The organism is Streptococcus sp. HMSC067H01 (assembly GCF_001814775.1).
Classification (GTDB): Bacteria; Bacillota; Bacilli; order Lactobacillales; family Streptococcaceae; genus Streptococcus.
In genome coordinates, this window is sequence record NZ_KV817763.1 from 5272 (window position 1) to 18693 (window position 13422).

Here is a 13422-nt window from a genome sequence, read left to right on the forward strand (position 1 = left end):
TGACATATCTCCTTTTTATAAATAAAAGCATGTTCTTTACATACAAATTCATTATACAGGCTCTTTTAAAAAAATAGTCAAACGATGTTTTTATTTTTCTTTTTGAATTTAATGCGATTATATATACCATATATTTCTAAAAAATATAATTTCGAGCAAATTTTTTCGCATTTCCAAAATCCCTGTGGTATAATGTATGTTGATTTAAAATTATCACGAAAAACAATAACAAGTATAGGAGAAACACACATGAGAGGATTACTCGCTCAAAAAGATCAAAGACAACTCGAAATTTTAGAGTATTTGTTTGAAAAACCTGACTGGATTCACTTGGATGAACTCGCTGAAATCCTTGACACCAATACTCGGATTTTGAAAAGTGATATCAAGGAGCTACGTGAAGATCTTAACGACTTTGATATCCAGTCTTCGACAGCTGGGATTCGGCTTACCAATGATAAAGGTTTGGGAATCGAGCATATCTATAGTCATTTTCTAAAAACATCTACAAATTTCCAAGTTTTAGAAGCCTTCTTTCTACTAGATGCACCCTTTACCTATGAACACTTGGCTGAAAAACTAGATATCTCTCTTCCATCTCTGCGAAAAAAAGTCGCAGAAATCAACAACCTCCTTCATTCAAATTATCGCTTTAAACTTAAGGTTACTCCCATCTCTATTATCGGAGACGAGAGAGATATTCGTTTTTTCTTTGCCCAATATTTCTACGAAACCTACGGTTATTATGAATGGCCTTTTTCAGAATCAAAAGAAGCCTTAGAAGAGTTTGTTGCTTTCTTCATAAAAACAACTGGATTTCCAGCCAACTACGCCAATGTGTTTCAAATTAGAACTCTGGTAGCTGTCAACCTCCAAAGATTTAAAACTGGCAATCTTAATAATTTCCCAAATAAACCTCATAGTGAGGTTCCCATCTATGCTCAACTTCCTAGCATTCAAGAAGAACTCCAGCCTATCTCTGAAATTTTAGGAATTACAATCGACCCTACAACCCTAGAACAACTCTTTGATGCATATACACAGACAGGGCTCTACTTTACCGTTGAAGACTTATTGGCAGCTCGTGAAACTGATGAACTGGCAAATCGCTCTTATCACGCAGCTCGTGATATCCTTGATAACCTCACCCGTCAGTTTGGAATCCACTTTGAAAATACTGACCGTCTAGTCTGGCATATCCATAACACTGCTCTTCTAGAACGTCAAGAAATTAACTCTGAGTCCATTATTTCGCATGATAGAACTTATTCCCTCAATAAGCTACAAACAATCTTCCCAGATTTTTACGAAGCAGCTGTATTTGAAATGATGCGATACAAATCTACGCTGGGACAAAAGGACCACATCCATACTGTAGTCCATTTGGTTTATACCCTCTTTACCCACGCTGACAATCTTATCCCCCAACTCCTTGAAAGTCAAAATAAGGTCAGAGTTCTCGTTTTAAGTTCCTTCGACTTCGCTCATCCCTACTCTCTCATTTCTCTTTATAAATACCACACTTCAAAAAACATCCAATACGAGGTTTGGGATAAAGATACTTTGAATGTTGATGAAGTCATGGAAGCTGATTACGATGCCATTTTGACAAACTTTGATGTCGAAGGATTGGCTCATCCGAAACTGATTAATATTAGTCGCATGTCAAATCTCCAAATCATTAACGAGCTCAATACTCTTTCTCTCACTAAACTTTAAAAACATGCTTTATAGCTAGATATATAGGGTTCAAAACATAAAAACGCATAATATCAGGTATTCAAATAACTTGATCTTATGCGTTTTTGTTATAGAAAACTTTGCTAGAATCTATCTTCAAACTGATACACATTTACAAACAAAAATAGCCGAATTTTGTTGCGTGAACCTATATATTTATGTCGAGTTAAAAACTTTTTCCTTGCTTTGCTAAAATACAGTCAGATCCATTGTTTAGCAGGTAGATTTCAAGGTTTATGCTTAGACTATGATATTTCCTTAGTAGGCCATCAACAAAAAGGCGCATTGATTTCACTTGATACTCTTCGAAAATCTCTTCAAACCACGCCAGCTTCCATCTACAACCTCAAAACAGTATTTTGAGCAGCCTGAGACTAGCTTTATAGTTTGCTATTTGATTTTCATTGAGTATGAGTATGATTTTTCTCAGAGTCACATTTCTTATCAATAAAATCCAAGAAAACGATTGCATAAAATTTTACTCCATGCTATACTAGGATAGAAATAAATGATAGGAGAGTGTCTATGAAAAACACGTCATCTCAACCAGATAAAAAAATGGTTTACAGTATCCGTTCTCTGAAAAACGGAACTGGCTCTGTCCTTATTGGAGCAAGCTTTATCCTCCTTGCCCTAACAGCACCTTCTGTATCTGCAGCTGAAACTAGTCTTGGCACGCAAGAAAATGTAAGCGCTATTAGTGCGAACCCAGCTACTACAGAAACCAGCCAAGCTGACGAAAAAACGCCTATTTTGGACCACAAAGATGCAAACGTTTCCCTAGAGTCTAAAACATCTGAACCAGTAGCAGTTTCTGAAATAACTACAACTGAAGCTACTCCAAACCTTCCAAATAACAAAGACGAGAAAACAGAAGTATCAAGTCTAGCCGCTGAGAAAGCTTCGCCAGCAGACACTGTATCTGAAAACCCAATCGCAGACAACTACTTCCGTATCCACGTCAAAAAACTTCCTCAAGAAAACCAAGATTCGCAAGGTCTTTGGACTTGGGATGATGTTGAAAAACCATCTGAGAACTGGCCAAATGGCGCCCAGTCCTTCAAGGATGCCAAGAAAGACGACTACGGCTACTACCTAGATGTCAAACTAAAAAATGAACAAGCCAAGAAAATCAGCTTCCTCATCAACAACACAAAAGGGGACAACCTTACTGGAGACCGTTCGGTAGAGCGTCTCTCCCCAAAGATGAATGAAGCTTGGCTAGATGAAAACTATAAAGTACACAACTATCAACCTCAACCAGCAGGAACTATTCGTGTCAACTACTTCCGCACCGATGGCAACTATGACAAGAAATCTCTCTGGTACTGGGGAGATGTGAAGACTCCAAGCAATGGTGAATGGCCTGACGGTACAGACTTTACTGCAAGTGGAAAACACGGACGCTACATCGATATTCCGCTAAATGAAGCCGCTAGAGAATTTGGATTTTTACTACTAGACGAAAGCAAGAAAGGCGATGATGTGAAAATCAGAAAAGAAGACTATAAATTCACTGACCTGAAAAACCATAGTCAAATCTTCCTCAAGGATGATGATGAAACGATCTACACCAACCCATACTATGTTCACGATATTCGCATGACTGGTGCCCAACATGTAGCTAAATCTCGTATTGAAAGCAGTTTCTCTACACTAGTTGGAGCCAAGAAAGAGGATATCATCAAACGTTCAAGTATTACGGACCACCAAGGGAATAAAGTTGCTATCTCCGATGTTACAATCGATGAAGCAGGTAAGAAGGTAACCTACATCGGTGATTTTTCTGACACTCAAAACCCATATACAGTTGCCTATGATTCAGACCGTTTTACAACTCGTTCTAGCTGGCGTCTCAAAGACGAGACTTATAGTTACGATGGTCCACTCGGTGCAAATCTTAAAGAAGATGGCAAACGTGTTGATTTGACCCTCTGGTCTCCAAGTGCTGATAAAGTTTCCGTTGTCGTCTACGATAAAAAAGATCCTGAAAAAGTTGTCGGAACCGTCGCTCTTGAAAAAGGAGAAAAAGGAACCTGGAACCAAACCCTGGATGAGAATTCAGGACTTGGCATCAGCAACTATACTGGCTACTACTACCACTACCAAATCGAGCGCCAAGGTAAGACTGTTCTCGCACTAGATCCTTATGCTAAATCTCTGGCAGCTTGGAACAGCGATCTAGCAAAAACAGACGCTGCCCATAAAGTGGCTAAAGCTGCTTTTGTAAACCCAGCAAAACTAGGGCCGCAAGACTTGACTTATGGTAAGATTCGCAATTTCAAATCTCGCGAAGATGCTGTTATCTACGAGGCTCACGTTCGTGACTTCACTTCAGATCCTGCCATCGCAAAAGATTTGACTAAGCCATTTGGTACTTTTGAAGCCTTTATCGAAAAACTAGACTACCTAAAAGACTTGGGCGTGACCCACATCCAGCTCCTTCCAGTCTTGTCCTATTACTTTGTCAATGAATTGAAGAACCAAGAACGCTTGTCCGCCTATGCTTCAAGCGATAGCAACTACAACTGGGGTTATGACCCTCAAAACTACTTCTCATTGACTGGTATGTACTCAAGCAATCCTAAGGATCCAGAAAAACGTATCGCAGAATTTAAGAACCTTGTCAACGAAATCCATAAACGTGGCATGGGTGCTATCTTAGACGTAGTTTACAACCATACTGCCAATGTCGATATCTTTGAAGACCTTGAGCCAAACTACTACCACTTCATGGATGCAGACGGAGCACCTCGTACTAGCTTTGGTGGTGGTCGTCTAGGAACAACCCACTACATGTCTAAACGCGTCATGGTAGACTCTATCAAGTATCTAGTTGAAACCTATAAAGTAGATGGTTTCCGCTTTGATATGATGGGTGACCACGATGCAGCTTCTATCGAAGAAGCTTATAAGGCTGCACGCGCCCTCAATCCAAATCTCATAATGCTTGGTGAAGGTTGGAGAACCTATTCTGGTGATGAAAATATGCCAACACAGCCTGCTGACCAAGATTGGATGAAACATACCGATACTGTCGCAGTCTTCTCAGACGACATCCGTAACAACCTCAAGTCTGGTTATCCAAATGAAGGTCAACCTGCCTTTATCACAGGTGGAAAACGCGATATCAATACCATCTTTAAAAATCTGATTGCTCAACCAACCAACTTTGAAGCGGACAACCCAGGAGATGTTATCCAGTATATCGCAGCTCATGATAACTTGACCCTTTTTGACATCATTGCCCAATCAATCAAAAAAGACCCAAGCAAGGCTGAAAACTATGCTGAAATCCATCGTCGTTTGCGTCTTGGAAACCTCATGGTCTTAACAGCACAAGGAACACCATTTATCCACTCTGGTCAGGAGTATGGACGTACCAAACAATTCTTGGACCCAGCCTACAAGAATCCTGTTTCAGAGGATAAGGTTCCAAACAAATCTCACTTGTTGCGTGATAAAGATGGCAATCCATTTGTCTATCCTTACTTCATCCATGACTCTTATGACTCTAGCGATGCTGTCAACAAGTTTGATTGGACCAAAGCAACAGATGGGAAAACATATCCTGAAAACGTCAAGAGCCGTGACTACATGAAAGGTTTGATTGCCCTACGTCAATCTACAGATGCCTTCCGACTTAAGAGTCTTAAAGATATCAAGGAGCGTGTCCGCCTCATTACTGTCCCAGGACAAAATGGTGTTGAAAAAGAAGACGTGGTCATCGGCTACCAAATCACTGCTCCAAATGGAGATGTCTACGCAGTCTTTGTCAATGCTGATGATAAAGAACGTGAATTCACTCTAGGGACTGAATTTGCTCACTTGAGAAATGCCCAAGTTCTGGCAGATGAAAACCAAGCAGGACCAGTAGGAATTGCCAAGCCTCAAGGACTAACATGGACAGAAAATGGTTTGAAAGTGAACGCTCTCACTGCTGTGGTTCTCCGCTTGTCCCAAGGTGGTGCCATTGTCGCTCCAACTGTGGAAGAAAAACCAGAATTTGATCTTTCTAGCTTGGAAGCCGACCAAAGTCAAGCCCAAAACCTAGCAACAAATCCTGACTCTCAAGAAACTGTTGTAGAGACTCTGTCTCAAAAAGTCCTGCCAAACACAGGTACTGAAAAACAATCTACTCTTGTTCTTGCAGGAATTGGTCTCCTCACATTCCTAGGACTTGGAAGTTTCCTAAAGAAAAAAGAGAAATAATAGGGCTATAGGCTTCACCAAAACAGCACGTTACAAATAATCAATAAAAAAGCAAGAACTAAAAAATTCTTGCTTTTTTTACATTAGCGAGTCAAAATAGTGACTTTTATTACCAAAGAATTCCCTTATAGGACAAAAGAAGAGCTAGGAATAATAATCCGTAGAAGAACATAAAGAGCCACTTCAATTTCACACATAGAGCTACAAATTCACGGATAAAGGCTGATGGAATGTAGTAGCCCGCTGTCCGACAACCTAGACCATCACCTTTCATTTTTAGCTTACGAGCATAGGTACTTGTTCTAAAGACATGATAATCATTGGTCACAAAGAGAAATTGAGGTTTGGCTACTAGTTTCTCACCAATCTCTTTGGAGTAAAGAAGGTTCTCATAGGTCGTTCTTGATTGGTCCTCCAGGATAATCGCATCTTGGGGGACATCTGTCTCTTCAAGCAGATAGTTTGTAATCGCTTGGGCCTCAGAAATCTTTTCGTCCGCCCCTTGTCCACCGCTAGCTATGATTTTGATATGAGGATTCTTAGACTTGTGGTAAGCTTCTACTCCCTTATCAATTCTCTTCTTTAGCAAAGGTGTTACCCTTTCTCCACCTAGTAAACCTGCACCGTGAATGATAATAAAATCATAATGCTTCCTCTTGGGAATAAAGAGATACAAGATAGAGTACAACATGAAACCCACAAAGGCAAAGCCAAAAATAAAATAAGAATAGACGATGAATACAAATAAAATGTTTAGAAAATGATTGGTGTAAAATAATGCATTTCGACTTGCTAATTCAAATGAAATCAAGGCAAAAAATACCAAAATGACTATTCCAAGAAGCATGGAGAGATAATTAGCCTTTGAACGTCCCTCTCGCTTCAGCAGGATAACACCATTATAGATTAAAAAAATACCACTTAGAAAAAGCAACAAAGGGAGTAAAACAAAGGCAAAGCCATAGAAAGCAAGCTGAACCTTCTCATAACCATTTTTATAAAAAAGGTCGGATAGATAAATATAACTTGAAATGAGAGATAATAAAAATAATACTGGATTCCACAAACTTCTATTATCCTTCCAAAATGACAGTATAAATGCTAATACAATTCCTACAACGAGATACATTTCTTCCTCCTTTAATGATTCTATTTTATCATCATTATCCACATAGAAAGAGAGTGGGACAGAAATCGGTAATTCGTTAGAATTCGATTTCGTCGTCCCACCTCCGCACAGTTGAGTAGGGCTGTAAAAGCTGATGAAATCAGCGTAGTAGAGACCACTCAACCACTGCGTCTTGCTCGACAATCCAAAGACAATTGAGAGGCCAGGACTTTTGTCCCAGCCTCTATCCTTCTATCCTACTCTCTGCATCTGCCACCACTTGGGCAAGGCTGGTTTGGCTCAACTCCTGCTCCATGGCTAGCTGAATCTTTTGTAATTTCTCATCTAAAACCCCATGGATGTTAGCTCCTACTGGACAGGCTGGATTGGGATTGTCGTGAAAACTAAAGAGTTGACCTGTCTTTCCTAGACATTCAACTGCTTGGTAAACATCTAATAGACTGATATCCTCTAGGTCTTTGATAATCTCTGCCCCTCCAGTTCCACGCGCGACGGAAATCAACTCTGCCTTTTTTAGTTGGGACAAGGTTTTACGGATAATAACTGGATTGACTCCAACACTACTAGCTAGAAAATCACTAGTCACCTTGCTTTCCTTCCCTTTTAGGGCAATGATTACCAACATATGTGTCGCAATGGTAAATCGACTTGAAATTTGCATCCTCTTCTCCTTTTTTCGTCTGATTAGTTCCTTCTTTTCTTAAGTTTATTATATCTCTTCTAGTTGTAATGTCAAGAGTTACCACTAAGCCAGTCATCCAATTCAACATCATGTCCTTGACTCTGAGCGATTTCGTGCAACAAGTCCTGATTGTGGGTATGGTGAATCCCATTAACTAAGCTCTCATAGTAGACTTGATAGTAGGGTAATTGTAAGTCTTTTGCTAGCTGTAATTCTGCCTCAATATCATAATCCACCCGACGAAAATCAACATCTTTCAAGCCTTTTTCATCAAATTCTAAGATCATGTATTGGGCCCGCAAGTCTTTGCGTAAATTCTCAGATAAAAAGAAGGGTTGACCAATCGAACCTGGGTTCAGGATAAGCTGACCACCACTACCATAGCGAAGAAATTGCTGATGGATATGACCATAAATGGCAATATCGCAATCCGGATTGGTGACAAGACGGTCAAAGTCCTCTTGCTTACCAAGATGAATCAGCTCTCTTCCCCAATTTTTATCCGGCAAATGATGGCTTATCCCTAGCTTCAGATTTCCAAACTGACGATGCACTTGCAAAGGATAGTTCTGCAGTGCCTCAATCTCTTGGCTACTAATTTCTTCCATAATATACTGGCATTGGCGCAAGAGGTAGCGATGGCTAGGTCTACTTGTATCTAATTTTCGATGAGCAGCTCGCCATAAACTCTCTTCCCAATTTCCCAGAACTCGAATCGTAATCGGCAAGTCCTCTAATCGTCTGAGAATATTTTTTCGTCCTGTCCCAGGCATGAGAATATCTCCCAAAAGCCAATATTCATCAACTCCTGCCGTTTGAGCATCTTCTAGCACAGCCTCCAGAGCAGTTGTATTTCCATGTATATCTGATAGTACTGCAATTTTTGTCATGACGAGTCCTCTTGATTTATTTCTGTTTTCATTATACCAAACGCCCTTCCAAAATCAAAATCTACTTCCTCTTCCATCGTTTTTTACTTTACTTTTTTAGTGAAAAGGGTTACAATGAAGGTGACAAAATGTTAGGAGGTTTTTGCTATGACACAACGTTATGAAAATATCATGGTCGCTATCGATGGTTCTAAAGAAGCTGATCTTGCCTTTGTCAAGGGAGTACAGATCACCCTACGTAACCAAGGAAAATTAACCCTTGCCCATGTGATTGATACTCGTGCCCTTCAAAGTGTTTCAACATTTGATGCTGAAGTTTATGAAGAACTACAACTTGAAGCTCAAAACTTGATGGCAGAATACGAAAAGCGTGCAAAAGACGCTGGAGTCACAGACATTCAGCTGGTCATTGAAATGGGCAATCCCAAGACCCTCTTGGCTAAAACTATCCCTGAAGAAGAACATGTTGACTTGATTTTAGTCGGAGCAACGGGACTCAATGCCTTTGAGCGTCTCCTAGTTGGTTCTTCATCTGAGTACATTTTACGCCATACCAGCGTTGATCTCCTCGTCGTTAGAGATAAGGATAAAACTTTATAATTAGTAGAAAGACAAGAGGTCGGGACAAATCCCGACCTCGTTTTTTATAAAAATTCCTTTTGATGTAGTAGATGAGTGGTCTTTTTATTGGTCTTTCAGACTCCAAAAAGTCCCTTATACGAAAACAACATTTTCTCTAGCCACAGCCTATTATTTATTTTCTCTTTCCTTATGGCGTTCATAGGCCTTTATCTGTCGCTCAATTTCCTTTTTAATAGCTGGTTCTGGGGCATATTTCTCCTCCCAATCATCAGGTTTAAGGATTTTATGAGTTACTGGATCAAAGTGGGCCTTACCATCTGGGAAAACCTTGCCCATATTGGCCTGATGGACAATTTCAAAAATACGTTCTGGATCCACACCCATCAATACAAAACTTCCATAAGTAAAATACAGAGTATCAATCAAGGCATCCACTTGCCCGATCAAATCCTGCTTGGCGGGAATGTTTTTTGAAACTTTTGTTGCAGCCTTATCCAAGGCTTGATGTAGCTCTGCAACCGCTGCTTGAAAATCCTCGTCTGAGTTACTAGAGGCACGAACAAACTCTACCAACTCTTCAATCTTAAAGTCCGCACGATGGGTTGCCCCTTCCAAATCCCAAGCCTTTGGTTCTTCCTGGGTTCTCTCATCCATCATATGATGGAAGGCCTTGACCTTATTAAAGTGATAGTCGCGACTGACAAAGACTTTTTCAGAAGCCAGTACCCCAAAGTGCTCCAAGGCTTTATGAATTCCATCCTCTTGGTTACTCGTCGTGATATGTTTGGCTACTTCCTTGACACTACTACTACCATTTCCCATGGCAACAGACATCCCAACGCCAGCCAACATTTCTAGGTCATTATCCGAATCACCAAAAGCCATAACTTGGTTCAAGTCAAAGCCGTATTCTTTTCCGACGCGACGAATTCCTTCTAATTTCGAATTCCCTTGGTTGATGATGTCCGCTGCAAAAGGATTGCTTCGTGTAAACTTAAGATATTCAAACTCTGAGGCTGCTTGGTTAGACTCCTCAGGTGTCATCAACATGAGAACTTGGTAGATGGGTTGGTTAATCAAATCTAGTAAATCATCTTCCTTTTGAGGAAGGGCCTTACTGACCATACGATTAAAGGAATGACTGACTGTTCGAGTCAAAAATTTAGGAACAAAGCGGCTCACTAGCTGGGACAAAGGACTTAACCCAAAGGACATAATCCGAGAGCCAATCACATCCTGTCTCGTCCCCATAGCGATTTCTTTTCTATTTTCCTTGGCGTATGCAATAACTTGTCTTAGACTTCGTTTATCAATCGGACTCGCAAAAAGTACACGTTCTTTGTTAAAGATATATTGGCCATTGTAGGTAACTGCAAAATCCAGATCCAAATCATCCATCAAATCCTTAACAAAAAATGGTCCTCGTCCGGTCGCTACCCCCACAAGAACACCCTGGTCCTTCACAATCTTGATGGCTTCTTTAGTGGATTTCAAAACACTCTTTCGATCATTGACAAGTGTTCCATCTATATCAAAAAAAACAGCTTTGACTTCCATGACTATCTCATTCCTTTCTTTTATGATACAATGATTATACCATTATTTCAGAAAAAGTGAGTGAATCATGACTAAGAAAATCCTCGTTTTACACACAGGTGGCACTATTTCCATGCAAGCAGATGACTCAGGAGCTGTTAGAACTAGTGCAGATAATCCTATGAATCATGTCTCAAATCCCTTAGAGGGAATCCAAGTCCATGCTTTGGATTTTTTAAATTTACCCAGTCCTCATATCAAGCCCAAACACATGCTGGCTCTCTATCACAAAATTAAGCAAGAGGCAAAGAATTTTGATGGCGTTGTCATTACACACGGCACCGACACCCTCGAGGAAACGGCTTATTTCCTAGACACGATGGAAATCCCTCACATTCCCATCGTATTGACCGGAGCTATGAGAAGCTCCAATGAACTAGGAAGTGATGGCGTCTACAACTATCTCAGCGCCTTACGTGTTGCAAGTGATGACAAGACCGCTGATAAGGGGGTACTGGTCGTGATGAATGATGAAATTCACGCTGCCAAGTATGTCACTAAGACCCATACCACGAATGTCGGAACCTTCCAAACACCGACCCATGGCCCACTAGGTCTCATCATGAAGCAAGAAATTCTCTATTTTAAAACTGCAGAACCACGTGTCCGTTTTGATTTAGATAGCATCCAAGGTTTGGTGCCCATCATCCCTGTTTATGCTGGCATGACAGAAGAACTCCTTGATTTACTGCCTGTCGATCAACTGGATGGTCTCATCATTCAGGCTTTCGGTGCTGGAAATGTTCCTAAGGAAACATCTCGAAAATTAAACACCCTTATCCAAGCAGGGCTTCCCATTGCCTTGGTTTCTCGTTGTTTTAATGGTATCGCTGAGCCTGTATATGCCTATGAAGGTGGAGGCGTTTGTCTGCAAAATGCTGGTGTATTTTTTGTCAAAGAGCTGAATGCTCAAAAAGCCCGCCTCAAACTCCTCATTGCTATCAATGCTGGCCTCAGGGGAGAGGAATTACGAGCCTATATGGAAGGATAATACTCTTCGAAAATCAAATTCAAACCTCGTCAACGTCGCCTTGCCGTACTCAAGTACAGCCTGCGGCTAGTTTCCTAGTTTGCTCTTTGATTTTCATTGAGTATAAAAAAGTCGGTGAGATAGAAATTACTAGACCACGTCTTGTTTTCTAGTCCACTCCGAGAGTCTTCAACCATCAACTTGATGCTTGAACTATTGACCAAAAAATTTTGCTACTAAAAAGCGAGGTCGGGATTTTGAACTGCACCCCAAAAGTTAGACATAAAAATCTAACTTTTGGGGTGTTTTTATTATGAAATTAACTTATGAAGATAAAGTTCAAATATATGAATTAAGAAAGAAAGGAGAGAGCTTTAGACAACTTTCAAATCAATTTGGGATAAACATTTCTAATCTTCAGTACATGATTAAATTGATTGATCGTTATGGAATAGAAATCGTCAAAAAAGGAAAGAATTGTTACTATTCTCCTGAACTAAAACAAGAGATCATTGATAAAGTTCTTCTTGAGGGGCGTTCACAAATTAGGGTGTCTCTGGATTATGCTCTTCCAAGTAGTGGATTACTTTCGAATTGGCTGGCACAATATAAGAAAAACGGGTATACTATTGTTGAGAAAACAAGAGGGAGACCACCTAAAATGGGACGTAAGCCAAAGAAGAGATTTGAAGATATGACAGAATTAGAACGTCTTCAAGCAGAAAATGAGTACTTGAGAGCGGAGAATGCCATTCTAAAAAAGTTGAGAGAACTCCGATTGAGGGACGAAAAGGAGCAAGAAGAAAAACGGAAATTGTTCAAGGACTGGTAACAGAGTTTTCTTTAGATATCCTTCTAAAGATTATTAAGCTTGCCCGTTCAACCTATTATTACCACTTAAAACAGCTGGATCAAAGCGATAAAGATTATGATATTAAAGCTGAAATTCAGTCAACTTATACTGAGCATAAAGGAAATTACGGTTATCGTCGCATGACTCTAGAATTACGAAATCGTGGCTTCGTAGTGAACCATAAGAAGGTGCAGCGTCTGATGAAAGTACTTGGTTTAACGGCTCGAATTCGCCGTAAACGAAAGTATTCTTCCTACCAAGGAGAGGTTGGCAAGAAAGCAGATAATCTTATTCAACGTCAATTTGAAGCAACCAAACCAATGCAAAAGTGCTACACAGATGTGACAGAATTTGCCATTCCAGCAAGCAGCCAAAAGCTTTATTTATCACCAGTTTTAGATGGCTTTAACAGCGAAATTATCTCCTACAATCTTTCTACTTCGCCGAACTTAGTACAAATGAAAGCTATGCTAGAACAAGCCTTTACAGAGAACCATTACGAAAATACAATTCTCCATAGTGACCAAGGATGGCAATACCAACACGATTTTTATCATCATTTTTTAAAGAATAAGGGAATCCAACCATCTATGTCACGTAAGGGAAATAGTCCAGATAACGGTATGATGGAATCTTTCTTTGGCATTCTTAAGTCTGAAATGTTTTATGGTTATGAGAATACGTTTCAGTCACTTGAACACTTGGAACAAGCTATTGTAGACTATATTGATTACTACAACAACAAACGAATTAAGGTAAAACTAAAAG

Annotated in this window: 9 protein-coding genes; 5 read left to right on the forward strand and 4 right to left on the reverse strand. The window is 40.0% G+C overall.

Annotated features, from left to right (window positions below; all coding sequences use genetic code 11):
• Positions 1-249: 249 nt before the first annotated feature.
• Positions 250-1719, forward strand: coding sequence for an AcpB/EbpR/MafR family transcriptional regulator (locus HMPREF2987_RS00020; protein WP_075228821.1), 1470 nt, complete (start codon positions 250-252; stop codon positions 1717-1719).
• 546 nt (positions 1720-2265) lie between these two features.
• Positions 2266-5952, forward strand: a complete 3687-nt coding sequence (locus tag HMPREF2987_RS00025) for a pullulanase (protein ID WP_075228822.1) — start codon at positions 2266-2268, stop codon at positions 5950-5952.
• Between the two features lie 109 nt (positions 5953-6061).
• Here HMPREF2987_RS00025 and HMPREF2987_RS00030 read toward each other — a convergent pair whose 3' ends face one another.
• The 3 genes from HMPREF2987_RS00030 to HMPREF2987_RS00040 form a co-directional block, all read right to left on the reverse strand.
• The gene (locus HMPREF2987_RS00030; RefSeq protein WP_075228823.1) at positions 6062-7081 is read right to left on the reverse strand and encodes a YdcF family protein; all 1020 of its coding nucleotides are present in this window, start codon (positions 7079-7081) and stop codon (positions 6062-6064) included.
• Between the two features lie 223 nt (positions 7082-7304).
• Positions 7305-7742 (reverse strand): Rrf2 family transcriptional regulator, encoded by a 438-nt coding sequence (locus HMPREF2987_RS00035; RefSeq protein WP_075228824.1) that lies wholly within the window; start codon positions 7740-7742, stop codon positions 7305-7307.
• A gap of 71 nt (positions 7743-7813) precedes the next feature.
• Entirely contained in the window at positions 7814-8653 is an 840-nt protein-coding gene (locus HMPREF2987_RS00040) for a metallophosphoesterase family protein (RefSeq protein WP_075228825.1), read from the reverse strand.
• Between the two features lie 147 nt (positions 8654-8800).
• Here HMPREF2987_RS00040 and HMPREF2987_RS00045 point away from each other — a divergent pair, with 147 nt between their 5' ends.
• Positions 8801-9253, forward strand: a complete 453-nt coding sequence (locus tag HMPREF2987_RS00045; protein ID WP_075228826.1) for a universal stress protein — start codon at positions 8801-8803, stop codon at positions 9251-9253.
• 150 nt (positions 9254-9403) lie between these two features.
• Here HMPREF2987_RS00045 and HMPREF2987_RS00050 read toward each other — a convergent pair whose 3' ends face one another.
• A complete protein-coding gene (locus tag HMPREF2987_RS00050) occupies positions 9404-10792 on the reverse strand; it encodes a Cof-type HAD-IIB family hydrolase (RefSeq protein ID WP_075228827.1) in 1389 nt (462 codons plus the stop codon).
• Between the two features lie 67 nt (positions 10793-10859).
• On the opposite strand from HMPREF2987_RS00050, the gene HMPREF2987_RS00055 reads away from it, so the two are divergent.
• Both HMPREF2987_RS00055 and HMPREF2987_RS10140 read left to right on the forward strand, forming a co-directional pair.
• Positions 10860-11822 carry an asparaginase gene (locus HMPREF2987_RS00055; RefSeq protein ID WP_075228828.1) on the forward strand — a complete coding sequence of 321 codons (963 nt, stop codon included), beginning with the start codon at positions 10860-10862 and terminating at the stop codon, positions 11820-11822.
• Between the two features lie 292 nt (positions 11823-12114).
• Positions 12115-13422, forward strand: a protein-coding gene (locus tag HMPREF2987_RS10140; RefSeq protein WP_142995321.1) for an IS3 family transposase whose coding sequence is annotated in 2 segments (ribosomal slippage) — positions 12115-12556 and positions 12556-13422 — 1309 coding nt annotated over the 2 segments. Because the reading frame shifts where the segments join, the coding sequence is not laid out codon by codon here. This gene is flagged as partial in the annotation.